Annotated in this window: 21 protein-coding genes and 1 other RNA gene; 4 read left to right on the top strand and 18 right to left on the bottom strand. The window is 62.3% G+C overall.

The genetic code is table 11. The features are described 5' to 3' along the window. Nucleotides 1–6: 6 nt before the first annotated feature. The 15 genes from TU80_RS08660 to rsmI form a co-directional block, all read right to left on the bottom strand. Nucleotides 7–876, bottom strand: coding sequence for a cell division protein FtsQ/DivIB (locus TU80_RS08660; protein WP_026139894.1), 870 nt, complete (start codon nt 874–876; stop codon nt 7–9). Between the two features lie 3 nt (nt 877–879). Further along, nucleotides 880–1,848: a D-alanine--D-alanine ligase gene (locus TU80_RS08655; protein WP_017845925.1), complete on the bottom strand. Its 969-nt coding sequence runs from the start codon at nt 1,846–1,848 to the stop codon at nt 880–882. After that, nucleotides 1,845–3,305, bottom strand: a complete 1,461-nt coding sequence (murC, locus tag TU80_RS08650; protein ID WP_046384651.1) for a UDP-N-acetylmuramate--L-alanine ligase — start codon at nt 3,303–3,305, stop codon at nt 1,845–1,847. The genes TU80_RS08655 and murC overlap by 4 nt, the downstream gene beginning before the upstream one ends. Next, nucleotides 3,298–4,368: an undecaprenyldiphospho-muramoylpentapeptide beta-N-acetylglucosaminyltransferase gene (gene murG, locus TU80_RS08645; protein ID WP_057004268.1), complete on the bottom strand. Its 1,071-nt coding sequence runs from the start codon at nt 4,366–4,368 to the stop codon at nt 3,298–3,300. Before murG ends, murC begins: the two co-directional genes overlap by 8 nt. Beyond that, the gene (ftsW, locus tag TU80_RS08640) at nt 4,358–5,581 is read right to left on the bottom strand and encodes a putative lipid II flippase FtsW (protein WP_057004267.1); all 1,224 of its coding nucleotides are present in this window, start codon (nt 5,579–5,581) and stop codon (nt 4,358–4,360) included. The genes murG and ftsW overlap by 11 nt, the downstream gene beginning before the upstream one ends. Then, nucleotides 5,578–6,924: a UDP-N-acetylmuramoyl-L-alanine--D-glutamate ligase gene (gene murD / locus TU80_RS08635; protein ID WP_017845929.1), complete on the bottom strand. Its 1,347-nt coding sequence runs from the start codon at nt 6,922–6,924 to the stop codon at nt 5,578–5,580. Before murD ends, ftsW begins: the two co-directional genes overlap by 4 nt. Before the next feature lie 6 nt (nt 6,925–6,930). Then, nucleotides 6,931–8,013, bottom strand: coding sequence for a phospho-N-acetylmuramoyl-pentapeptide-transferase (gene mraY / locus TU80_RS08630; RefSeq protein WP_046384653.1), 1,083 nt, complete (start codon nt 8,011–8,013; stop codon nt 6,931–6,933). After that, the gene (locus tag TU80_RS08625; RefSeq protein ID WP_057004266.1) at nt 8,013–9,383 is read right to left on the bottom strand and encodes a UDP-N-acetylmuramoyl-tripeptide--D-alanyl-D-alanine ligase; all 1,371 of its coding nucleotides are present in this window, start codon (nt 9,381–9,383) and stop codon (nt 8,013–8,015) included. The genes mraY and TU80_RS08625 overlap by 1 nt, the downstream gene beginning before the upstream one ends. After that, nucleotides 9,376–10,839 carry a UDP-N-acetylmuramoyl-L-alanyl-D-glutamate--2,6-diaminopimelate ligase gene (locus TU80_RS08620; protein ID WP_017845932.1) on the bottom strand — a complete coding sequence of 488 codons (1,464 nt, stop codon included), beginning with the start codon at nt 10,837–10,839 and terminating at the stop codon, nt 9,376–9,378. The genes TU80_RS08625 and TU80_RS08620 overlap by 8 nt, the downstream gene beginning before the upstream one ends. After that, on the bottom strand, nt 10,839–12,581 hold the full coding sequence (locus TU80_RS08615; protein ID WP_164673122.1) for a peptidoglycan D,D-transpeptidase FtsI family protein: 1,743 nt from the start codon (nt 12,579–12,581) through the stop codon (nt 10,839–10,841). The genes TU80_RS08620 and TU80_RS08615 overlap by 1 nt, the downstream gene beginning before the upstream one ends. Next, nucleotides 12,581–12,874, bottom strand: a complete 294-nt coding sequence (gene ftsL / locus TU80_RS08610; protein ID WP_017845934.1) for a cell division protein FtsL — start codon at nt 12,872–12,874, stop codon at nt 12,581–12,583. The genes TU80_RS08615 and ftsL overlap by 1 nt, the downstream gene beginning before the upstream one ends. Next, on the bottom strand, nt 12,871–13,818 hold the full coding sequence (gene rsmH, locus TU80_RS08605) for a 16S rRNA (cytosine(1402)-N(4))-methyltransferase RsmH (protein ID WP_010213048.1): 948 nt from the start codon (nt 13,816–13,818) through the stop codon (nt 12,871–12,873). Before rsmH ends, ftsL begins: the two co-directional genes overlap by 4 nt. Continuing rightward, on the bottom strand, nt 13,815–14,270 hold the full coding sequence (mraZ, locus tag TU80_RS08600; protein ID WP_003171868.1) for a division/cell wall cluster transcriptional repressor MraZ: 456 nt from the start codon (nt 14,268–14,270) through the stop codon (nt 13,815–13,817). The genes rsmH and mraZ overlap by 4 nt, the downstream gene beginning before the upstream one ends. A 355-nt stretch (nt 14,271–14,625) precedes the next feature. Further along, an RNA gene (gene rnpB, locus TU80_RS09610) (RNase P RNA component class A) lies at nt 14,626–14,979 on the bottom strand. Nucleotides 14,980–15,075: 96 nt separating this feature from the next. Beyond that, entirely contained in the window at nt 15,076–15,981 is a 906-nt protein-coding gene (rsmI, locus tag TU80_RS08595) for a 16S rRNA (cytidine(1402)-2'-O)-methyltransferase (RefSeq protein ID WP_162231502.1), read from the bottom strand. Nucleotides 15,982–16,168: 187 nt separating this feature from the next. Here rsmI and TU80_RS08590 point away from each other — a divergent pair, with 187 nt between their 5' ends. From TU80_RS08590 to TU80_RS08575, 4 genes are all read left to right on the top strand, one after another. Continuing rightward, nucleotides 16,169–17,980 (top strand): penicillin-binding protein activator, encoded by a 1,812-nt coding sequence (locus tag TU80_RS08590; RefSeq protein ID WP_057004265.1) that lies wholly within the window; start codon nt 16,169–16,171, stop codon nt 17,978–17,980. Beyond that, entirely contained in the window at nt 17,980–18,351 is a 372-nt protein-coding gene (locus TU80_RS08585; RefSeq protein WP_017845938.1) for a YraN family protein, read from the top strand. The genes TU80_RS08590 and TU80_RS08585 overlap by 1 nt, the downstream gene beginning before the upstream one ends. 92 nt (nt 18,352–18,443) lie before the next feature. Beyond that, a complete protein-coding gene (locus tag TU80_RS08580; RefSeq protein ID WP_003171862.1) occupies nt 18,444–19,037 on the top strand; it encodes a phosphoheptose isomerase in 594 nt (197 codons plus the stop codon). Continuing rightward, entirely contained in the window at nt 19,034–19,615 is a 582-nt protein-coding gene (locus TU80_RS08575) for a BON domain-containing protein (protein WP_017845939.1), read from the top strand. Before TU80_RS08580 ends, TU80_RS08575 begins: the two co-directional genes overlap by 4 nt. Before the next feature lie 68 nt (nt 19,616–19,683). Here the strand turns inward: TU80_RS08575 and TU80_RS08570 are convergent, their stop codons facing one another. From TU80_RS08570 to TU80_RS08560, 3 genes are all read right to left on the bottom strand, one after another. Beyond that, nucleotides 19,684–20,457: a YiaD family glycine zipper/OmpA-like lipoprotein gene (locus TU80_RS08570; RefSeq protein WP_046384657.1), complete on the bottom strand. Its 774-nt coding sequence runs from the start codon at nt 20,455–20,457 to the stop codon at nt 19,684–19,686. 211 nt (nt 20,458–20,668) lie between these two features. Beyond that, complete coding sequence (locus TU80_RS08565; protein ID WP_057004264.1) at nt 20,669–21,313, bottom strand: MBL fold metallo-hydrolase; 645 nt, start codon at nt 21,311–21,313, stop codon at nt 20,669–20,671. A 126-nt stretch (nt 21,314–21,439) separates the two neighbouring features. Continuing rightward, nucleotides 21,440–24,169 carry a winged helix-turn-helix domain-containing protein gene (locus TU80_RS08560; protein ID WP_057004263.1) on the bottom strand — a complete coding sequence of 910 codons (2,730 nt, stop codon included), beginning with the start codon at nt 24,167–24,169 and terminating at the stop codon, nt 21,440–21,442. Nucleotides 24,170–24,337 lie beyond the last annotated feature (168 nt).

Genomic DNA, 24,337 nt, shown 5'->3' with positions numbered 1-24,337 from the left:
CTCTTCTTAATTCTTCGCGACAGCGGGTTGCGCTGCCGTGGGCGCAGCCGGTTCACGCCAGCCGACGGCAAGGCCGTTGGCGTAACGCAGGTCGACGCTCGCAATGTTCGTAATCTGTTCTTTCAAGGTCTTTTCATAGATGGCAATAAAGCGGCGCATCTTTTCCACCAAGCGGTCGCGTCCCAGCAACAACTCGATGCCCGGGCCGGAACTGCCTGCCCCGGTCGTCAAAAACCAGCTGCCCCGTTCACGCAATTCCAGGCGTGCAATGGAGAAGCCCAGCGGCCGCAGCATCTGGCTCAAGGCCTGGTACTGCTGCATCACTTGCTGCTGCGCCCGCTGCGGCCCGAACAGCTGCGGCAGGTGCTCGTAATTGGCCAGCTCACGCGGGGTGAACGCCTGGCCCTGGTTGTTCAACAGCGCCTCATCGCCCCAACGGGCCACGGGCAGTTGTTCTTCCAGGCGGATCGTCACCTGGTCCGGCCATACACGGCGGACTTCGGCGTGGGCGATCCACGGCATCTGCTCCAGCTCCCGGCGCATGCCGGCCAGGTCGATGGTGAAGAAGCTCGCCGCCAGGAACGGGCCGATGCGCTGCTGCACCGCTTGCTGGCTGATGTAGCTCAAGTCGCCCTGCACGCTGATCTTGGTGATCGGCCGGTCGGCATAAGGCAATAGACGCTGCGCGCCTTCGTAAGTGCCGAAGCCCAACACCACCAGCAACACCGGCCAGAACAGCGCCTTGAGGAAACCAAAGTTGGCTTTCGGCAGGCGCGCCGACATCGGCTCTTTAGCCACCATTCGGCTGGCACCCCGTGGCACCGGCTTGCGGCCGGGTGCGGGTGGGGGCTGATGACGAAGCGATGCGCCTTTCATGTCTTAGCCTCGCTGCCTTTCTTCACCGGCAACGCTGGCCGCCAGGATCGCCAGCACCAACTGCTGGAAATCCAGGCCGGCTGCGCGCGCGGCCATAGGGACCAGGCTGTGGTCGGTCATGCCCGGTGCGGTGTTGACTTCCAGGAACCAGAAATTCCCTTGGTCGTCCTGCATCACGTCTGCCCGCGCCCAACCGGCGATACCCAGCGCCTCACAGGCTTTCGCCGTGAGGTCCATCAATTCCTGTTCTTTGCTTGCGTCAAGGCCGCAGGGGATCCGGTACTGGGTATCGGAAGCCAGGTACTTGGCATCGTAATCGTAAAAAGTGTGGGGCGTGCCCAAGGCGATGGGCGGCAATACCTGGCCACGCAGGGTGGCGATGGTGTACTCGGGACCTTGGATCCACTGTTCCACCAACACTTGCGAATCGTAGGTACTTGCCGCTTTCCATGCGTCGATCAATTCGGCGGCCGAGTTCACTTTAGCCATGCCGATACTGGAGCCTTCATGGGCTGGTTTGACGATCAAAGGCAGGCCCAGTTCCTTGGCTGCAGAAATACAATCGTCTTCGCTGCACAGCACGCTGTGACGTGGGGTAGGAATTCCCAGGCTGTGCCACACCTGCTTGGTGCGCAACTTGTCCATGGCCAGCGCCGAGGCGAGGATGCCGCTGCCGGTGTAAGGAATCCCGGCGCACTCCAGCAGGCCTTGCATGCTGCCGTCTTCACCGCCACGGCCGTGCAGGATGATGAAGGCGCGGTCGATCTTCTCGGCCTGCAGGCGTGCGAGGAAGTCGTCACCCACGTCGATCCCGAACGCATTCACGCCCGCGCTTTGCAGCGCTTCGAGCACGGCGTTGCCGGACTTGAGCGACACTTCACGCTCAGCGCTCTTACCGCCGAACAGCACGGCCACGCGGCCGAAGTCGGCAGGGGCGATGGTGGAGAACAGGGAGGCGTAGTTCGTGGTCATTTCGACTTCCCCTGTTCAGCAGCGAGCGCTTTGTTTACGAACAAGGGGCTCGCCAGCAATTTAGGCGCAAGGCCACCGATATCACCGGCACCCTGGCACAGCAGGATGTCGCCGGCGCGCAGCAGCGGCTTGACGATCGGCGCCAGGTCCACACCGCGCTCGATGTAGATCGGGTCCAACTGGCCGCGCTGACGGATGCTGTTGCACAGTTTGCGGCTGTCCGCCCCGGGGATCGGTTCTTCACCGGCCGGGTAGACTTCCATCAGCAGCAGCACGTTGGCATCGGCCAGTACATTGACGAAATCGTCATACAGGTCGCGGGTGCGGCTGTAGCGGTGCGGCTGGTAGACCATCACCAGGCGACGCTCCGGCCAACCACCGCGCACGGCCTTGATCACGGCGGCGACTTCGGTCGGGTGGTGACCGTAGTCGTCCACCAGCATCACCTCGCCACCTTCCACCGGCAGTTGCCCGTAGACCTGGAAGCGCCGGCCCACGCCGGCAAAGCCCGACAGGCCCTCGACAATGGCTTCATCGCTGACGCCTTCATCGGAGGCAATGCAGATGGTCGCCAGGGAATTGAGCACGTTGTGGTTGCCCGGCATGTTCACCGACACGTCCAGCGGTTCGCGGTCCGGGCGCAGCACGGTGAAGAACGTCTGCATGCCTTGCTGGCGCACATTGATCGCACGCACGTCGGCGTCTTCGCTGAAGCCGTAGGTCACGGTCGGACGCTTGACCAGCGGCAGGATCTCGCGCACCACCGGGTCATCCAGGCACACCACTGCCAAACCGTAGAACGGCAGGTTATGCAGGAACTCGACGAAGGTTTTCTTCAACTTGTTGAAGTCGCCGTCGTAGGTCGCCATGTGGTCGGCGTCGATGTTGGTGACCACGGCCACCAGCGGTTGCAGGTGCAGGAAGCTGGCATCGCTTTCGTCAGCTTCGGCGATCAGGTAGCGGCTGGTGCCCAGTTGCGCATTGGTGCCGGCTGCATTCAGGCGGCCACCGATCACAAAGGTCGGGTCCAGGCCACCGGCGGCGAACACCGAGGCGATCAGGCTGGTGGTGGTGGTCTTGCCGTGGGTACCGGCGACAGCAATGCCATGGCGGTAGCGCATCAGCTCGGCCAGCATCTCGGCGCGGGGCACCACGGGAATGCGGCGCTCAAGGGCGCTGGCAACTTCCGGGTTGGAGGTGTTCACGGCGCTGGACACCACCAGCACGTCGGCCTCGACGGCGTTCTCGGCGCGGTGGCCGATGAAGATTTTCGCGCCGAAGGACTTCAGGCGCTCGGTGACCGGCGACTCTTTCAAGTCGGAGCCGGACACCTGGTAGCCCAGGTTCAACAATACTTCGGCAATGCCACACATGCCCACGCCGCCGATCCCGACGAAGTGGATACGACGGATGCGGCGCATTTCCGGTTGCGGCATGGCTTTCTGATTCTCAACCATGGGCCACCTCCAGGCAGATATCGACCACGGTGCGGGTTGCGTCAGGTTTGGCCAGGCGGCGTGCGGTGCTCGCCATGCTGTTGAGTCGTTCCGGTTGCATCAAAACCTCGGTCAGGCGTGCGGCCAAATCGGCGGCGCCAGTCGTTCTTTGCGGCAGTAGGAAGGCAGCGCCCTCCCCGGCCAAATATTCGGCGTTGCGGGTCTGGTGATCGTCGATCGCATGGGGCAAAGGCACCAGCAAGGACGGCAGACCGGCGGCGGCCAGTTCACTGACGGTCAGCGCACCAGCGCGACAGACCACCAGGTCGGCCCAGCCATAGGCTTGGGCCATGTCTTCGATGAAGGGCTGCACATCAGCCTCGACACCGGCCTCGCGATAACGCGTGGCGGTGACTTCATCGTGGTTCTTGCCGGCCTGGTGAAAGACCTGCGGGCGCACGTCCACAGGCAGTTGCGCCAGCGCTTGCGGTAGCAATTTATTCAGCGGCTCGGCGCCCAGGCTCCCGCCCAGGATCAGCAGGTGCGCCTTGCGCCCGGCCAAGGGCTGCCGGGCAATGTCCATAAACAGCTCGGTGCGTACCGGGTTGCCGGTGGTGCGGCGTTTGTCCGAGGCGCCGAAGGTATTCGGGAACGCTTCGCACACCCGCGCCGCCAGCGGCACCAGCAAGCGGTTGGCGGTGCCGGCGACAGCGTTCTGCTCATGCACGATCACCGGCACGCCCGCGAGCCTGGCCGCGACGCCGCCGGGGCCGGTCACGTAACCGCCGAAACCGAGCACACACACCGGCTGCAATTCACGGATGACCTTGCGCGCCTGCCACACCGCCTTGAGCAACACGAACGGTGCCTTGAGCAGCGACAGCTTGCCCTTGCCGCGCAGGCCCGTGACGTTGATCAAATGCAGCGGCAAGCCGGCGCTCGGCACCAGTTCGTTTTCGATACCACGCGGCGTTCCCAGCCAATGCACGCTGTAGCCACGGCTCTGGAATTCGCGCGCACAGGCCAGGGCCGGGAACACATGGCCCCCGGTGCCGCCTGCCATGATCAGCACGTTAGCGCCCATGGGTCGGCTCCTCGGCGAAGTCGCTTTCGCTGAACTCCATCTCTTCGCTGCCCAGGTGGGTTCGACTCTCCCACTCGATGCGCAGCAACAAGCCAAGACAGGCACAGCAGATCACCAGCGAACTGCCGCCGTAACTGAGGAACGGCAAGGTCAGGCCCTTGGTCGGCAGCAGGCCGACGTTCACGCCGATATTGATCAGGAACTGGCCGATCCACAGGAACGACAAGCCATACGCCACATACGCAGCGAAATACTGTTTGGCCTTCTCGGCCCACAAGCCGATGTACATGCCGCGCACACACACGAACACGAACAATGCGACGGTACACAGCGAACCGACCACGCCCAGCTCTTCGGCGAGCACCGAGAACACGAAGTCGGTGTGCGCTTCCGGCAGGTAGAATTGTTTCTGCACGCTGTTGCCCAGGCCCACGCCCAGCCACTCGCCGCGACCGAAGGCGATCAGCGCCTGGGTCAACTGATAGCCGGAGCCGAACTGGTCGGACCACGGGTCGGTAAAGGTGATCAGACGGGCCATCCGATAAGGTTGCGCCTGCACCAGCACGGTCACGGCAGCCACCGCCAGCACCACCATCAAGGTGAAGCGGAACAGCCCGACCCCGCCGAGGAACAGCATCGCCGCAGCGGCGCCCATCATCACGACGGTGGCCCCGAAGTCGGGTTCCATCAGCAACAGGCCGGCCATGGGCAGCAGCACGATGAACGGCTTGAAGAAGCCCATCCAGCTTTCACGCACTTCTTTCTGACGCCGCACCAGGTAGCCGGCGAGGTAGATCACCACGAACACCTTGGCGATTTCCGACGGCTGCACGTTGAACGCACCGAAGCCGATCCAGCGCATCGAACCGTTCACCTCGCGGCCGATGCCGGGCAGGATCACCATGATCAGCAAGCCAAACGCACCGATCAGCATCAGCCAGCCCAGACGCTGCCAGGTGGCGATGGGGATCATCATGGTGACGATGCACGCGCCGAGGCCGATCACTAGGTACACCAGGTGACGGATCATCATGTACAGGGTGTTGCCCGACTGCACGGCCGCCACTTCGGAGGACGCCGACGTGATCATCACCAACCCAAGGCCGAGCAAAGCCAGGCAACCGGCGAGCATCGGGAAGTCGAGGTCGATGCCGCGTCCGGTAATGATCGGCGACGGGTACGGCTTGATGATGTTACGGAAGTTGAGATTCATGCCAAGGCCTCCACGGCGCGGGCGAACAGCTGGCCGCGCTCTTCGTAGTTCTTGAACATGTCGAAACTGGCGCACGCCGGCGACAGCAGCACCGCATCACCCGGCTGGGCCAGGGCTTTGCACTGGGCAATCGCGTCGTCGAGGGAGCTGGCACGCACTTGCGGCACCGCATCACCGAGGGCGGCGGCGATCAAGTCGGCATCGCGGCCCATCAGCACCACGGCGCGGCAATGGGCGGCGACCGGCCCCTTGAGGTCCTTGAAGTCGGCGCCTTTGCCGTCGCCACCGGCGATCAGCAACAGCTTGCCGTCGATATCGGCACCCAGGCCTTCGATGGCGGCCAGGGCCGCACCGACGTTGGTGGCCTTGGAGTCGTTGTAATAGCTGACGCCATTCAGGTCGCGGACCCACTGGCAGCGATGCTCGAGGCCGCCGAAGGTGCGCAGGCTCGCGAGCATGGCGTCGAACGGCAAGCCCACGGCATGCCCCAGCGCCAAGGCCGCGAGGGCATTGGATTGGTTGTGGGCGCCACGGATTTTCAGCTCGCGCACCGGCATCAGGTTCTGGAATTCGAAGGCCAGGTATTTCTCGCCGTTCTCTTCACGGATACCGAAGGCCTTGAAGTCGGGTTTGCCCAGGCCGAAGGTCCAGCACGGCAGGCCCTCGCCCATCAGCGGACGGCTCAGGGCATCCTGGCGGTTGACCACCACTTGTTTGGCGCCGCGGAAGATCCGGTGCTTGGCCAGGTGATAGGCCGGCAGGCCGCTGTAGCGGTCCATGTGGTCTTCGCTGACGTTCAATACGGTGGCCACTTCAGCGCCCAGGTCGTGAGTGGTTTCCAGCTGGAAGCTCGACAGTTCCATCACGTACAGCTCGACGTCGTCGCTGAGCAGGTCCAGCGCCGGGGTGCCGAGGTTGCCGCCCACGGCCACGCGCTTGCCGGCCGCAGCCGCCATCTCGCCGACCAGGGTGGTCACGGTGCTTTTCGCGTTGGAACCGCTGATCGCGACGATCGGCGCCTTCGCGTTGCGCGCGAACAGGTCGATATCGCCGGACAGCTTCACGCCACGCGCCGCCGCGGCTTGCAGGGCCGGTGTCGCCAGGGCCAGGCCGGGGCTCACGTAGAGCTCGTCGGCACGGCACAGAAACTCGACATCCAACTCGCCACAACGCACTTCCACGTGCGGGTAGTCACGGCGCAGCGTGACCAGCTCCGGTGGATTTTCCCGCGTATCGGCGACGGCAAACGACGTGCCCTGGTTCGCCAGGAAGCGAACCAGGGACATGCCGCTCTTGCCGAGGCCGACAACGATGCGGAAGTGGTCTGAAGCGATCAGGGACACTCGTTTCTACCTCAGTTTCAGGGTGGCAAGGCCGACCAGCACGAGAATCACGGTGATGATCCAGAATCGGACGATCACACGCGGCTCAGGCCAGCCCTTGAGTTCAAAGTGGTGGTGGATCGGCGCCATGCGGAACACGCGGCGCCCAGTCAATTTGAAGGAAGCCACCTGGATGACCACCGACAGGGTTTCCATCACGAACACACCGCCCATGATGAACAGCACGATTTCCTGGCGAACGATCACCGCGATGGTGCCCAGGGCCGCGCCCAGCGCCAGTGCGCCGACATCGCCCATGAACACTTGCGCGGGATAGGTGTTGAACCACAGGAAGCCCAGCCCGGCACCGATCAGCGCGCCGCAGAACACGATCAGTTCACCGGCGCCCGGCACATACGGGATCAGCAGGTATTCAGCGAATTTCACGTTACCCGACAGGTAGCAGAAGATGCCCAATGCGCCGCCTACCATCACCGTCGGCATGATCGCCAGGCCGTCGAGGCCGTCGGTCAGGTTCACCGCGTTGCTGGAGCCGACGATGACGAAGTAGGTCAGCACCACGAAGCCGATGCCCAGCGGAATGCTCGCATCCTTGAGCATCGGGATGATCAAGGTGGTCTCGACCGCGCTTGGAGCCGTCATGTAGAGGAAGATCGCGGCGGCCAGGCCGAACACCGACTGCCAGAAATACTTCCAGCGGCTTGGCAGCCCCTTGGAGTTTTTCTCGATCACTTTGCGATAGTCATCGACCCAGCCGATGGCGCCGAACAACAAGGTCACCAGCAGCACCACCCAGACGTAGCGGTTGTACAGGTCGGCCCAGAGCAAGGTGCTGATGCCGATGGACGACAGAATCAGCGCGCCGCCCATGGTCGGGGTGCCGGATTTGGACAGGTGCGACTGCGGGCCGTCATTGCGAACCGATTGACCAATTTGCAGGTTCTGCAGGGTGCGGATCATCCACGGCCCCAGGAACAGCGACAGAGACAGCGCGGTCAGCACGCCCAGAATCCCGCGCAGGGTCAGGTACTGGAAGACCGCGAAGCCTTTGTGGAACTGTTGCAGATACTCAGCCAGCAGCAGCAGCATTAATGTTTCTCCGTACTTGAGCCACACAAGGCCACGACGACGTTTTCCATCACCGCGCTGCGCGATCCCTTGATCAAAATGGTTGTGTGTTTGTCTTGTTCGCCCGCACGCAGCGCCTGGATCAACTCGGCCTGGGTGGCGAAATGCCGCGCACCGGGGCCGAAGGCATTGACGGCATGAGCCATGTTCGGGCCGACGGCGTAGAGCGCGTCGACTTTGCCGTTGGCGTAAGCGCCGACTTCCCGATGGGACTGTTCGGCCCAATCGCCCAGTTCGGCGATATCGCCCAGCACCAGCACCTTGCGCCCGTCGAAACCCTTGAGCAGGTCGATGGCGGCGCAGACCGAGGACTGGTTGGCGTTGTAAGTGTCATCGATCACGCGCATGCCATTGCTGGCCAATTGCGCGACGGTACGGCCCTTGACCGGTTGCACCGCGCCCAGGCCGGTGGCGATGCCGAACAGCGACACGCCCAGGGCGTAAGCCGCAGCCGCGGCCGCCAAGGCATTGGCGATGTTATGGTTGCCCAGCAGGTTCAACTGCACATGCTGCTCGCCTTGCGGCGAATGCAAGGTAAAGGACGGGCAACCACGGGCGTCGACCGCGATGTTCGACGCGTGGAAATCGGCCGCAGCATTCAGCACGGCGAACGTCAGCACCTTGCGACCGGCGGCGCGTACACGCCAGGTCTCGAAGGCCTTGTCGTCAAGATTCAACACAGCTATGCCCGAGGCATCGAGGCCTTCGAGGATTTCGCCCTTGGCTTCGACGATTTTTTCCGGGCCGCCGAACTCGCCGACGTGGGCAGTCCCGGCGTTGTTGATAATTGCCACGTGAGGCTTGGTCAGCGCCACGGTGTAGGCAATTTCGCCAATACGCGAAGCGCCCAACTCGATCACGGCCGCCGTGTGTTCCGGGGCCAGTTCGAGCAGGGTCAGCGGTGCGCCGAAATCGTTGTTCAGGTTGCCACGGGTGGCCAGCACCGGCCCGCGCGTGCGCAGGACACCGGCGAGCAGTTCCTTGACCGTGGTCTTGCCGCTGGAGCCGGTGATCGCGGCCACCGGCTTGGTGAACGCCGCACGGTTCAGCGCACCCAGTTGGCCCAAGGCCAGGCGCGTGTCGGCCACCAGCAATTGCGGCAGGGTGGAGTCCGTCACTTCGCGTTGCACCAGGGCACCGACCGCGCCTTTGGCGGCGACTTCATTCAGGTAGTCATGGCCGTCGAAACGCGGACCGGCCAGGGCAACAAACAGTTGACCCGGCTTGATCGCACGGCTATCGATACTGACGCCATTGAAACTGCAATCACCCGACAGCATGCGCGCCGAGAGGGCCTGGGTCAGCTCGCTGAATTTCATCGCTTTAAGCATGGGCGACCTCCCAGGCGGTCAAGGCATGATCGGCCTCGACCAGATCGGAGAAAGCGTGGCGCTCGCCGTTGATTTCCTGGTAGTCCTCGTGACCTTTACCAGCCAGTACCACGACATCGTCGACGCTGGCGCTGGCGATCAATTGGGCAATGGCCGCACCGCGACCGGCAATGAAACTGGCTTTGGATGGGTCTTTGAAGCCGACGCGGATGTCGTCGAAAATCTGGCTCGGGTCTTCGCTGCGCGGATTGTCGTCGGTGACCAGCACGCCATCGGCCAGACGCTCGACAATCTCGGCCATCAATGGACGCTTGCCGCGATCGCGATCACCGCCACAGCCGAACAGGCACAGCAACTTGCCCTTGGCGTGTGGGCGCAGGGCCAGCAGGACTTTTTCCAGTGCGTCCGGGGTGTGGGCGTAATCGACCACCACCAGCGGCTGCGAACCGCCGCCCAGACGTTGCATGCGACCGGCCGGGCCTTCCAGCTTCGGCAGCACACGCAGGATTTCATCGAGCGCGTAATCCAGGCCGAGTAGCGCACCGATCGCCGCGAGGACGTTGCTCAGGTTGAAACGACCCAGCAAGGTGCTGCGCAAATGGTGCTCGCCCTGCGGCGTCACCAACGTGGCGCGCACGCCCTCGTCATTGAATTGGGCTTCGCGGCAATACAGATAGGCGCGGGAGTCTTCCAGGCTGTAGCTGATCAGGCGCGCTTCGCTGTCTTGGGCAGCCAGCTCGCGGCCGAACGCGTCATCCAGGTTCACCACGCGGCACTTCAGGTCGTTCCAGGCAAACAGCTTGGCCTTCTCGGCGGCGTAGGCTTGCATGGTGCCGTGGTAGTCCAGGTGATCGCGGGACAGGTTGGTCATCACCGCCACATCGAAAGCCAGCGCAGCAACGCGGCCCTGGTGCAAACCGTGGGACGACACTTCCATGGCAACCGCCTTGGCACCGGCCTTTTTCAGGTCGGCCAGGGTCGCTTGCACGGCGATCGGGTTCGGCGTGGTGTGCAGGCCGCTTTGCAGCGCGCCATAGAAACCGGTGCCCAGGGTGCCGACGATGCCGCAGTGCTGGCCCAACAGGTCAAGCGCCTGGGCGACCAGTTGGGTCACGCTGGTCTTGCCGTTGGTGCCGGTCACGCCAATCAGGTTCAGGTGGCGGCTCGGATCGCCGTAGAAACGCCCGGCGATGTCCGACAGTTGCGCGGCCAGGCCCTTGACGGGAATCAACGGCACGTCGGTGATCGGCAGCACGGTGGCACCGTCCACTTCATACGCCACGGCGGCGGCGCCGCGTTGCAGGGCATCGGCGATGTGCGCGCGGCCATCGTATTTACCGCCAGGCACCGCCAGGAACAGGTCCCCGGCGCGTACATTACGACTGTCCAGCGTCAGCTCGCGAATCAGCAGATCGCGACCGGCATGGGCAAAAATCTTGTTCAGGCTAAGAGACATCAGCCGCGCCCTCCATTGGCTTTTACCGCGGCGGCCGGTGGTCCGGCGTTCGCTTGTTGGGTCGGCGGCAGGTTGTCCGGCGTGATGTTCATCAGGCGCAGGGTGCCGGACATCACTTTGCTGAACACCGGCGCCGACACCAGGCCACCGAAGTAGCCCGCTTTACTCGGTTCATCGATCACGACGACGATGGCATAGCGCGGGTCGCTCATCGGGCCGAAACCGGCGAACAGCGAGCGATAGGAGTTCTCGGCATAGCCTTTGGTGCCGACCGAGGTCTTACGCGCAGTACCCGACTTGCCGGCCACGTGATACGCCGGCACCTGGGCGCGGAATACGCCACGCGGTGCTTCGATCACTTGTTGCAGCATGCCTTGCATGGTCTTGGCGACGTTTTCCGGAATCACCTGGGTCGCTTTCGGCGCTTCGTCGACGTGGATCAGGCTCAAAGGAACCATCCGACCGTTATTGGCCAATACAGAGAAAGCGTGGGCCAGCTGGATCGCGGTCACCGACAGGCCATAGCCGTAGGACAGCGTGGCGGTCTCGGCTTTTTTCCAGTCGCGGTAGTTCGGCAGGTTGCCCACGCGCTCACCCGGGAAGTCCAGGCCGGTGGGTTGGCCAAGGCCGATCTTTTGCGCCAGGTGGTAGATGGTTTCGCCGCCGATATCGAAGGCGACCTTACTCATGCCCACGTTACTGGAGTTGATCAGAATACCTGTCAGATCCAACACCGGGCCTTCGGTACGCGACACGTCACGAATGGTGTATTTGCCCAACTGCAGGGTGCCGGGGTAGACCTCGACCTTGTCGCTGGGCTTCCAGCGCCCGGTTTCCAGGGCGGCACTCATGGAAATGGCTTTCATGGTCGAACCCGGCTCGAACACGTCGATCATCGCGCGGTTGCGCATCATCGCCGGTTGCAGGTTGCGACGGTTGTTCGGGTTGTAGGTCGGCTGGTTGACCATGGCGAGGATCTCGCCGGTCTTCACGTCCATGATCACCAGGCTGCCGGCCTTCGCGCCGTTCTCGATGATCGCGTTACGCAGCTCGCGGTTGGCCAGGTATTGCAGGCGCAGGTCAATCGACAACGCCAAGGGCTTGCCGGCCTTGGCGTTTTTGGTGACTTGGACGTCTTTGATCAGTCTGCCGCGCCGATCCTTGATGACCTGTCGCTTGCCGGGCACGCCGGCCAGCCATTCATCGTAGGCCAGCTCAACCCCTTCGCGACCATGGTCGTCGATGTCGGTAAAGCCAACCATGTGCGCGGTGGTTTCACCGGCCGGGTAGAAACGGCGGAATTCCTCGATGCCATAGACACCGGGGACCTTGAGGTCGAGCACTTGCTGGCCCTGTTCGGGGGTGAGGCCGCGAACCAGGTAGATGAATTCTTTATTGGCCTGGGCTTCCAGGCGCTCGGCCAGGGCTTTCGGGTCCTGACCCAACGCGGCAGCCAGTTGTGGCCACTTGTCCTTGGCTACCTGCAATTCCTTGGCGTTGGCCCACAGCGTGGTCACCGGCGTACTGACGGCCAGGGGCTCGCCGTTACGGTCGGTGATCAGGCCGCGGTGTGCAGGAATCGGAATATGTCGCAGGCTACGAGCATCGCCCTGGCCGATCAGGAAGTCGCGGTCGACCACCTGCAGGTCGATGATCCGCCAGGCGATGGCGCCGACCATCAAGGCCAGCAAGCCGAGCATCAGGCGGAAGCGCCACGGGTAAAGTGCGCCTTCGAGTTTCATCATGGCGCCACCATTCGAACTTCGGCCGCGCCAGGGATGTGCATCTTCAACTGTTCGGTGGCCAGTATTTCGATGCGGCTGTGGGCGGTCCAGGTGCTTTGCTCGAGGATCAACCGGCCCCACTCCGCCTGCGCTTTATCACGCACACTCAATTCGCCGTACAGGGTATTGAGCAGTTGGCGGTTGTAATGGGCGCTGTAGGACACCGCAATCGCGGACACCAGCACGCCGATAAACAGCAGCAACATAAAGAAGCTGCCGCCCGGGAGGGGCTTGGCGAAGAGCCTGCTCACCGCAACTTCTCCGCGACGCGCATGACGGCGCTACGGGAGCGTGGGTTGGCCTTGAGTTCAGCTTCGGAAGCGAACTGCGCCTTGCCATGGATTTTGATTTTCGGCACGAAGGCTTCGAAACGCACCGGCAGGTTGCGTGGCAGGTTGTCGGATTCACCCTTGACCAGGCGACGCATGAACAGTTTGACGATGCGGTCTTCCAGGGAGTGGAAGCTGATCACCACCAGGCGCCCGCCCACTTCCAAGGCTTCCAGCGCGGCTTCGAGGCCGGCTTCCAGATCGCCCAACTCATTGTTGACGTGAATGCGCAGGCCCTGGAACGCACGGGTCGCCGGGTTCTTGCCCTTTTCCCAGGCAGGGTTGGCGACTTTCAGCACTTCCGCCAGGTCGGCGGTGCGCTCGAACGGCTGGATTTCGCGGCGCTCGACCACGGCGCGCGCCATGCGACCGGCGAAGCGTTCTTCACCGTATTCCTTGAACACACGGGCGATTTCTTCCACCGGCGCGGTGGCGATGAACTGGGCGGCACTGACACCACGGGTGGGGTCCATACGCATATCCAGCGGGCCGTCGTTCATGAAACTGAAACCGCGCTCCGGGTCATCGAGCTGCGGCGAGGACACGCCCAGGTCGAGCAAAACCCCGGCCACCTTGCCTGCCATGCCGCGCTCGGCGACTTCGGCACCCAGCTCGGCAAAGCTGCGTTGTACAACGACAAAGCGGCCGTCTTCGGCCGCTAGCGCTTGCCCGGTGGCAATCGCCTGGGGGTCTTTGTCGAACCCGAGGAGTTTACCGTCGGGCCCGAGCTGGCTGAGTATCAACCGGCTGTGCCCGCCCCTGCCGAAGGTGCCATCCAGATAGCAGCCATCCGCGCGTACGGCGAGAGCCTCAACGGCTTCGTCAAGCAGTACGGTGATGTGGTTAAAGCCGCTATCAATAGTCACAAGATCAAATCACGCAGTTCATCAGGCATGGCGCCCGGTTGTTGAATAGCAGCCAGGTCAGCTGCAGAAACAGCATCCCAGGCATCTTCGTCCCACAATTGGAACTTGTTCAGTTGGCCCACCAGCATTGCGCGCTTGTCGAGCTTGGCGTACTCGCGCAGACGCGGAGGCACCAGGAAACGACCACTGCCATCGAGTTCGAGGTCGACGGCATTACCGATCAGCAAACGCTGCAGACGGCGGTTTTCTTCACGCAATGAAGGCAAGGCACGCAGTTTGGTTTCAATCAACTCCCACTCATCGAGGGGGTAAACGCATAAACAAGGGTCAACGGCATCGATCGTGATGATTAACTGCCCGGAACTTCGCGAAATCAGCTCGTCACGATACCGGCTCGGCATAGCGAGACGGCCTTTTGCATCGAGACTGATAGCGTTAGCTCCGCGAAACACAGATGCGTTTCTCCAAATTTTAGCGCTTTACGTTAAAAAAACCCACTTTGTGCCACTTTCCGCCACTTGCGCACACTATAGGAATGCGCCCACCACACCGTCAAGGCGCGGATTCAAGGAAAAGCCTTACAGAACGGAGATTTAGGAGCGCAAGAGGAGGAGAAATCAGAGTTCAGCGGTATTTTTGGCTCAATAAGCACAAATAGCTCAAAGAGCTATGCTTCAAAGTTAAAGTAATTTATTAAGAGTAAGATTTTTTTGGTATTACCAAGATGCATCTGCCAATGATTTGGCAGGGAGGGATTCTTGCGTTACTACCGGGTTTCTGCACGAGATTCGGACAGAAGGAAAAAAGGTGGAGAGTCGATCTATAAGCCGGGTTCTGTCTTGAACAGTCATTCGTCTACGATGGCCATCACTGGACATCTTTAGCAACCTACCCGGTCCCAGCGCGGGCCACGCCTTGGGACCCTATTTGGTCTTGCTCCAAGTGGGGTTTACCTAGCCACGAACTGTTGCCAGACGTGCGGTGCGCTCTTACCGCACCTTTTCACCCTTACCGGCACCGAAGTGCTTAGGCGGTTATTTTCTGTGGCACTTTCCGTAGGCTCACGCCTCCCAGGCATTACCTGGCACTTCGCCCTATGGAGCCCGGACTTTCCTCCCCCCCCTAATTTTCATAGAGGGCAGCGACTGTCCAATCGACTCTCCGCCGCGCAGGTTAACGGCACGACGGAGTTAGGACAAGTATTAAAAGTGCAGCAATGCCATCACGTTCAGACGGAATACCGGTTTAACCCCGGAACTATTCGGCTTTCTGTTTATCCAGCGCGGCCTGATACAACACATTTTTACGCACCCCGGTGATTTCCGCTGCCAGCGCCGCCGCTCGCTTAAGGGGCATCTCCTTGAGCAGCAGATCCAGAACGCGCATGGCTTCGCCACCGACGGCGTCTTCATTTTCCGGCGCCGTCCAACCCGCCACCAGCACCACGCACTCGCCACGCTGCTGATTGCTGTCACCTTCGACAAACGCGCGCAGTTCTTCCAGCGGCAGCCCCTTGAGCGTCTCGAAGGTCTTGGTCAGCTCGCGGGCCAGCAGCGCCAGGCGCTCGCCACCGAACACCAGTTCCATGTCCTGCAGGCATTCGAGGATACGATGCGGGGCTTCATAGAAGATCAGCGTGCGCGGTTCTTCCTTAAGCGCCTGAAGACGTGCGCGACGCCCCACCGCCTTGGCCGGCAGGAAACCTTCGAAGATGAAACGATCCGACGGCAACCCCGCGGCGGATAACGCCGCAATCAACGCGCATGCGCCCGGAACCGGCACTACATTGATACCCGCGGCACGCGCCTGACGGACCAGGTGGTAACCGGGATCGGAAATCAGCGGGGTACCGGCATCGGAAATCAGCGCCACATCGTCACCGGCCAGCAGGCGCGTGATAAAACGGCTGCCTTCTTCGCGCTCGTTATGTTCGTGGCAGGCCGCCAATGGCGTACTGATGCCGAAATGCTGCATCAAGCGCTGGGAGTGCCGAGTGTCTTCCGCAGCGATCAATTTAACGTCGCGCAACACTTTAAGCGCCCGGGCGCTGATGTCGTCCAGGTTGCCAATGGGCGTCGCCACGACAAAAAGCGAGCCTGCAGTGGAATTCAAAGGACCTGGAGCAGTCAAAACGCACACCTCGATGGTTGGCAAAAGCCACATTGTAGCGCGTCGACGCCGCGGAAATATGCCATCGAGATGGATGCCGTTTCAGCCGTCGGTCGGCCCTAGCCACCCAAACGCAACATTTGCACCACCTAAATTCACGGTTTCACGCCAGTAACATCGCGCCTGGGCCAGTGCTTGGGTACAATTCCACGCTAATTTGATCGGTATCAGGAACACTTACATGATCCCTTGCCTGCGGCTGCTCTCCGCCCTCTGCCTCGCTGCCTTGCTGGGCGCCTGTGCCAGCTCGCCCTCGTCCCGCCTTGGCGACCTGCCACGGACCCCGGATGCCAGTATCGAGCAACTGCTCGAACAGGCGACTACCGCCAACACGCCCGAAAAAGCTGCGTTGCTGCGCCTGAGCGCGGCCGACATGGCCTACCACCAGAACAACGCTGGCCGCTCGTCGCAGATTCTTGCGCAGGTGCCGCTGGATGTTCTCAAGCCCGCCGCGCAGGTGTTCGCCAACACCCTGGCCGCCGAACTGGCCATGACGCGCAACCAGCCCAAGGCCGCGCTGGCGGCGTTGAACCACCCCAGCCTGCAGAACCTGAAGGAGCTGCCGGCCGAACAGCAGGTCCGCACCGGCACCGTACATGCACGCGCCTATGAAGCCGACGGCCAGACCCTGGCCGCCGCTCGCGAGCGCGTGACCATGGCGCCACTGCTGACCGGCGACGCCGCCAAGAGCAACCATGAAGCCATCTGGGCGCTGATTGCCGCGCTGCCGGCCGAACAACTGCAAGCCAGCGGCAACCCGACGCTCGACGGCTGGATCACCCTGGCCCAGGCGGTCAAGGGCGCCGGCACGCTGGAGCAACAGCAAGCCGCCATTGACACCTGGCGCGCGCAGAACCCCGGCCATCCGGCCGCCGTGCAACTGCCGACGCCGCTGACCAAACTCAAGGAACTGGCGAGCCAGCCGCTGAACAAGATCGCCCTGCTACTGCCGCAGGAGGGTCCACTGGCCACCGTGGCCAAGGCCCTGCGCGAAGGCTTCATGGCCGCGCATTACCAGGCTGAACAAGCCGGGCAAAAGCCGCCGGTCATCGAGTTCTATGACAGCTCGCGCCTGACCTCCCTCGACGACTTCTACGCCAAGGCCAAGGCTGCCGGCGTGCAATTGGTCGTCGGGCCGCTGGAAAAGCCGCTGGTCAAACAGCTCAGCGCGCGCCCGCAATTGCCGATTACCACCCTGGCGTTGAACTACAGCGAGACCGATCAAAACCCGGCGCAGTTGTTCCAGTTCGGCCTGGCGGCTGAAGACGAAGCTCGCGAAGTCTCGCGCCGCGCCCGTGCCGACGGCCTGCACCGCGCCGCTGCGATGGTGCCCCGTGGCGAATGGGGTGAGCGTGTCTACAAGGCCTTCCGCCAGGACTGGGAAGCCAACGGCGGCACCGTTGTCGGCGTCGAGTACGTCGACCAGCCGGTCGCCCTCGCCCAGCAGATTGCCGATCTGTTCCAACTGCGTAAAAGCGAAGGCCGTGCCAAGAGCCTGCAAAGCGCCGTCGGCACCGACGTCGCCGCACAACCTTCGCGTCGCCAGGATATCGAGTTCATCTTCCTGGCCGTCACCCCGCAACTGGCCCAGCAGATCAAGCCGACCCTGAACTTCCAGTACGCTGGCGACGTGCCGGTGTATGCGACGTCTCACGTGTTCAGCGCCAGCGGCGACAAGAACCAGTACCTGGACATGACCAACGTGATGTTCTGCGAAACCCCTTGGCTGCTCAACACCACCGACCCGCTGCGCAACCAGGTCGCTGCACAATGGCCGCAAGCCAATGGCAGCCTTGGCCGCCTGTACGCGATGGGCGTCGATGCCTACCGCCTGGCGCCACGCGTAGGCCAACTCAAGGCATTGCCGGATACGCGCATTGACGGCCTCTCGGGCAACCTGGGCATCAGCACGCACCAGCGCGTTGACCGCCAGATGCCGTGGGCGAAGTTCGTCGGCGGCGAGGTCCAGCGTCTGCCCGATACCCCACGCTGATGCCCGAGCGGTCCAGCGCACAAAGCGGCAAGGATGCCGAACTTCAAGCGCTTGAGTATCTTCGACAACAGGGTCTGCGCCTTCTGGCGCAGAACTGGTTGTGTAAACGCGGCGAGCTTGATCTGGTCATGCTTGACGGCGATACAGTAGTATTCGTCGAAGTCCGCTACAGAAAACACGCACAATGGGGTGGCGCGCTCGCCAGTATCGACGGGCGCAAGCGTCAGAAGCTGATACTCGCCGCGCAGTTTTTCCTGCTCAAGGAGCATCGCTGGGCTGACTCCCCCTGCCGTTTCGATGTGGTTGCCATTGAAAGCACACCGTCTGGCAAAGCTGATTTGAACTGGCTCAAAGATGCCTTCGACAGCTGATTCGCCGGACATCTTCACCACATACTTTTGCTCTTTGCTTTGCGGGCTGCACATTCCTGTGCCAAATAGCCGCGCTACTTAAGGTCACACAGATGGACATGCAATCCCGAATTCGCCAGCTTTTCCAGGCCAGCATCGACACCAAGCAACAGGCGATGGACGTACTTGCACCGCACATCGAGCAAGCCAGTCAGGTCATGGTCAATGCCTTGCTCAACGAGGGCAAAATGCTTTCGTGCGGCAACGGCGGCTCGGCCGGCGATGCCCAGCATTTCTCGTCCGAGTTGCTCAACCGCTTCGAGCGCGAGCGTCCGAGCTTACCGGCCATTGCCTTGACCACCGATTCGTCGACGATCACCTCGATCGCCAACGACTACAGCTACAACGAAATCTTCTCCAAACAGATCCGCGCCCTGGGGCAACCGGGTGACGTGCTGCTGGCGATTTCCACCAGCGGCAACTCGGCGAATATTATTCAGGCGATCCAGGCCGCACATGATCGCGAAATGATTGTCGTAGCATTGACTGGCCGCGACGGCGGCGGCATGGCCTCGCTGTTGCTGCCCGAGGACGTGGAGATTCGCGTCCCGGCCAATGTCACCGCACGTATTCAGGAAGTCCACCTGCTGACGATCCACTGCCTGTGCGATCTGATCGACAGCCAACTGTTCGGGAGTGAAGAATGACCGTTAAACGCCTCAGCCTATTGGCGATTGCGCTGTGCCTCGGCATCAGCGGCTGCAGCACGGCAATCACCGCGACACGTGACACCCCCATCCAGGACGACAAGGGCACCCGCACCTTCGGCAGCAAGATTGACGACTCGTTGATCGAAACCAAGGTCGAGGTCAACGTCGCCAAGGCCGCTACGGACCTGGGCAATGGCGCGTCGCGCATCGTTGTGACCAGCTTCAACGGCGTGGTGCTGCTCGCCGGCCAAACGCCACGTGCCGAACTCAAGGCTCAGGCCGAACAAGCCGCCTCGGCCGTGCAGCGGGTCAAGAAGGTCCACAACGAATTGCAGGTAATGGACCCGATCACCCTGCTGGCCATCAGCAACGATGCGCTGCTGACCACCAAGATCAAGGCGCAGATGCTGACCGACAACGCCATTCCCGGTTCACGCATCAAAGTCGTCACCGACAACGGCATCGTTTACCTGATGGGCCTGCTGACCCAGGCAGAAGCGACCCGTGCGGCGAACTTGGTACAGGGCGTGTCCGGCGTACAGAAGATCGTGAAGGTGTTCGAGTACATCGATTGATGTAACCGACGACCACAAAAAAGGGCGCCGTGCATTGATTGCACGGCGCCCTTTTTATTGGCTGCAGATTACTGGTATTGCGAGTACGGGTTGCCCTGGAACTGGTTGTTCTGCTGCGGCGCCTGTTGCTGGGCGCCCGGCTGGCCATACTGCTGGCCTGGGATTGGGCCCAGGTTCACTTCTACACGACGGTTCTGCGCGCGACCGTTGACGTCGGCGTTGCTGGCGATCGGATTATCCGGACCGGCACCACGAGCGCTCAGGTTGGCAGCGCTGACGCCTTGGGAGGTCAGATAGTTGGCCACGCTCTGCGCACGACGCTGGGACAGGTCCATGTTCAACTGGCGGCTGCCGGTGCTATCGGTGTAACCCACGATCTGGATGGTGTTCTGGCTGAACTGCTTGAGCGAGTTGGCCAGGTTGTTCAGCGGCGTATAGAAGCTGCTGGAGATCGCGTCCGAGTTGGTAGCGAAGGTGATGTTGCCCGGCATGATCAGTTTGATCTGATCGCCCTGGCGCTGAACCTCAACCCCGGTATTGGCCATGCTTTCGCGCAGTTTCTTTTCCTGCTGGTCGGCGTAGTAGCCATAACCCGCAGCGCCTGCACCCGCGACGACGGCACCGATCAGTGCGCCCTTGCCACGGTTGTTATGGTCGATGGCTGCACCGGCCAACGCACCGGCCAGGGCGCCGAGGCCGCCGTACTTGACGGTCTTGCTCATGCCACCGGATTCATTACTCGCCTGTCCCTGGCTGCTACCGTCATACGGATTGGGTGAAGCGCAGCCAGATAACATGGCTACGGCAGTAGCGACAACGAGCAGACGACGCGGAGTGAACATGGAGAAGCTCCTACTTTTGCACTCTGGGTGCAGAGGATATGGACAATGGATCTTTGCCGGGTTTTGAACGCGACAAACGGTAAAAATTCCGTGGACGTATCTTAACCTGTAACAAAAAACGCAGGACTATCGTCGCGGCACAAACCGTAGCAGACGCACGCTGAACACACGCTGAGTTTTTTGCTACAGGGCTTGATCGCCTACGTTGCAATCATGCGCGCACAAAGGGGTTCTCGCGCATCTCGTCACCGAGTCGCGTCTCCGGCCCGTGACCGGTCACCACCGTCGCCGCCTCATCCAGCGTATACAGGCGCTGCTTGATCGAGCGCACAATCGCCGCTTGGTCCCCGCCCCACAAATCCGTGCGGCCTACGCCCCGGCGAAACAACGTATCTCCAGCGATCAGCAGCTTGGCATCGGCAAACCAGAAACTCATCGACCCCGGCGTGTGCCCCGGCGTATGCAATGCGACGCCGCAACCGCAAGCCAGCTCTTCATCGTCGGCCAGCCAACGGTCCGGCGACGGCACCGGCGTATACGGCACGCCAAACGTCTGGCACTGCATCTCCAGGTTATCCCAGAGGAACTGGTCGGCCTTGTGCAAATGCAGGGTCGCGCCGGTCTTCTCCTTCAACTGGCCGGACGCCAGGAAGTGATCCAGGTGAGCATGGGTGTGAATGATGCTCACCACCTTGAGGCCCAGCGCCTCGAGCCGCGCCAGGATCAGCTCGTGATTGCCGCCGGGGTCGACCACGATGGCTTTTTTACTGACGGGGTCGCCGATGATGGTGCAGTTGCACTGCAACGGGCCGACGGGGAAGGTTTCGCGGAAAAGGGTCGGCTTTGCGGTGTCCATGAACGGTCCTCTTGTGCAAACGGCATAGGGTTTCCGGGCGACTGTCGCCAGAATGATTGCACTATTAAACCAGACTGGAGCGGCGTCGCACCTCAACGCAAGCAAGCTCGCCAGCGGACTCAGGCTTTAACCAATCAACCGCAGCTCCTGCGCCCGCGCGACCGCCTGGGTGCGCCGCTCCACGCCGAGCTTGCTGTTGATATGGCTGGCGTGGGTCTTGACCGTGTGCAGGGAGATGAAGAGTCGGTTACTGATCTCCTGGTTCGAACAGCCCTGGGCGATCAGTTGCAGCACTGCCAGCTCGCGGGCGCTCAGGGTTTCATGGTTGGGCGCCGGCTCGCTGACAGCAACGGCCGGCAGCAGCGCCAACAGGCTCTGGTTCAATAAACCATGGGGGTCTTGGCCGAGTTGATCGCGCATCCAGTCGGGATACCCTTCAAGCAGGCGCTGGAAGGGTTGCAGCGCGCCCCCGGCCCCGGCTTCCAGGGCGCGAACCAACACCTCGCGCGCCTTGGCCTCCTGGCCGCTCTCCAGCAGCAACTGCGCCTGCTGGGTCAGCGCCATCAGGGCAATCATCTGGCGGCCGCTGCCATGAGCGTGTTGCGCCAGGTCTTCGAGGCGCTGCAGGGCCGCCGCCGGTTGATGGCGGATCGCATCCAACGCGGCTTGCTGCAGCTCGATATGCTGCGGCAGGTGCGGATGAAACTCCGGGGCCGCCGCCGCGTGTGCGCCGTTGTAGGTTTGCCCCAGGCGGGTCAGCCAGGCGTCGGCCAGGTCGGTACGCCCCTGGGCCAACCAGAGCTCGCATTTGATCAGGGTGATCATTGCCAGGTAGTAAATCGGCGGCACGTCCCAGATGTGCATCAGGCGTTCGGCCTCGGCCAGTTCGGCGAAGGCTTTGGGGAAGTCGCCGCGGCGCCCTTCGAAGTTGGCAATCACGCAATGCCCGATCAGCACGCTGATATCCCGGCAGGCGCGGGCTTCGGCCAGGCCGGCGCGCAGGCGGACCAGGCCGGCTTCAGGCTGACAACGCGCGAGCAGCAGGTAGCCTTCGTAAAGCGCTAATCGGGCGCGCACGGCGTACAACCGTTGGGGCGAAAGGTCGTGCAAGCGTTGCAGGCCCTGGTGTACTTCATCCAGCGAGCGCAGGATTTCACCCCGCGCCTGCAAGACCCGGGCACGGTCGTAATGGGCCAGGGCCTCAAACAGCGGGTTGCCGACACGCTGCGCCAATTCGAGGGATTCGCGGTTCAAGCCACGGGCGCGCCACAGGTCGGCATCGACGATCGCCAGGTTGGAGAGGGTCGACAGGCACATCAGGCGCTGACCATAACGGCGCTGCGGCAGGCTTTCCAAGGCTTCACTGCAATAGCGCTGAGTCAGCTCGCGGTCGCCTCGGCCCCGGGCGATGATCCCGCTCAGCGCCAGCCACTGCGCCAGCATCGACTTCTGCGCAGTGGCCGATGGCGCCGGCAGGAAGCGGCTGAGATAGCCGGACAGTTCTTCCGCCGCATCCAGCTGGCACGCCAGGCCCAAGGCCCAGCTGTACAGCACGATCAACCGGGGCGTGCTGATCAGCAGGCTGTCGGGCAAGTCCATTTTCCAGCGTAGGAGCATGCCAACGTTCTGCTCGGCCAGCAGTTGCTCCTCGGAGAGGTTCTGCACCAGGTTCGCCGCCACATCCAGATGACCGGCGCGCAGCGCCTGCTCGACCGCTTCATCGATCAGCCCCTGGGCGTTGAACCAGCGACAGGCGCGCAGGTGCAGGCTGGCAGGCGGCAGCACGGCGCTGCTCGCGCGCCGGGTGCGCAGCAGGTCGGAAAACAAATGGTGGTAACGGAACCAGTGCCCCTGCTCGTCCAGCGGCACCAGAAATACCTGATGAGCCTGCAAGTAACGCAGGATTTCCGCGCTGTCGTGGGCATCGCGTATGGCGTCGCACAGTTCACTGCAAAAGCGTTCCTGCGAAGCGGTTTCATAGAGGAATGCCTGGACTTCCGCCGGCAGGCAATCAATCACTTCTTCCAGCAAATAGTCGCGTATCAAGCCTTCGCCGCCGTGCAGGCTCTGCGGCAAGGCGCCCTCATTCCCCGCTTCGGAGGCCGCCAACAGCCAGAAACGCAAACCAGCGACCCAGCCTTCACTGCGCCGGATCAAATTATCCAGCGCCTCGCCGCGCAGCGAACTGCTGTGGCGATCCAACACCGCCAGGGATTCGGCGTGGGTCAGGCGCAGGTCTTGCTCATGCAGCTCCAGCAGGTGCCGAGACAGGCGCAAGCGCGCCAGGTGCCAGTCCGGGCGCTGGCGACTGGTAACCAGCACCAGCAGGCCATCGGGCAAATGATTGAGGAAAAATTGCAGACAGCGATCAAGCACCGGGCCCTGGGCCAAATGGTAGTCATCCAGCACCAGCAACAAAGGCGCACGCGTGGACAACTGCAGCGCCAGCTCATCGAGCAAGCCATCGAGCCATTCTTCGAAGGCAAACGGTTGATGACGCTGACGCATTTTCAGCAGGCCCAGGGATTGCGCACCCAGTTGCGGGAAGTATTGCTGCAAGCCGTCAAGCAGGCGCTCGAGGAAACGCCCGGGGTCGTTATCCCGCGGGCTCAGGCCCAGCCAAAGGCTTTGCCAATGAGCGGGCAGACTCTGGCAGAACTCGACCGCCAGCGAACTCTTGCCGAACCCAGCCGGCGCGCAGACCAGCAGCAATCGCCCTTCCAGGCCAGCGCTCAGCCGTTCGCACAGGCGCGGTCGCAGCACGTAGCCGTCAGGCAGCGGAGGTCTGTAGAAGCGACCTTCCAGGGTCGGAATCACCGCGCTGGCAGGCCCCTGGATTCGGGACAGATCAGTCATCGCCGGGCTCTTGTAGAAGGCTGTTGTCGGCATTGCAGATGTCCGCAGACTAGCGGTAAAAGCGGCGGTTTTGTAGATCTTTGCAACATTTGCCTGAAAAAGAACTGCGACAAGAAATGTGAGAGGGGGCTTGCTCCCGATTGCGCTGGGGCAGCCAATAGAATTCTT

The organism is Pseudomonas veronii (assembly GCF_001439695.1).
Classification (GTDB): domain Bacteria; phylum Pseudomonadota; class Gammaproteobacteria; order Pseudomonadales; family Pseudomonadaceae; genus Aquipseudomonas; species Aquipseudomonas veronii.
The sequence above is the reverse complement of the archived record's forward strand: the minus strand, read 5'-3'. Positions and strand labels throughout refer to the sequence as shown.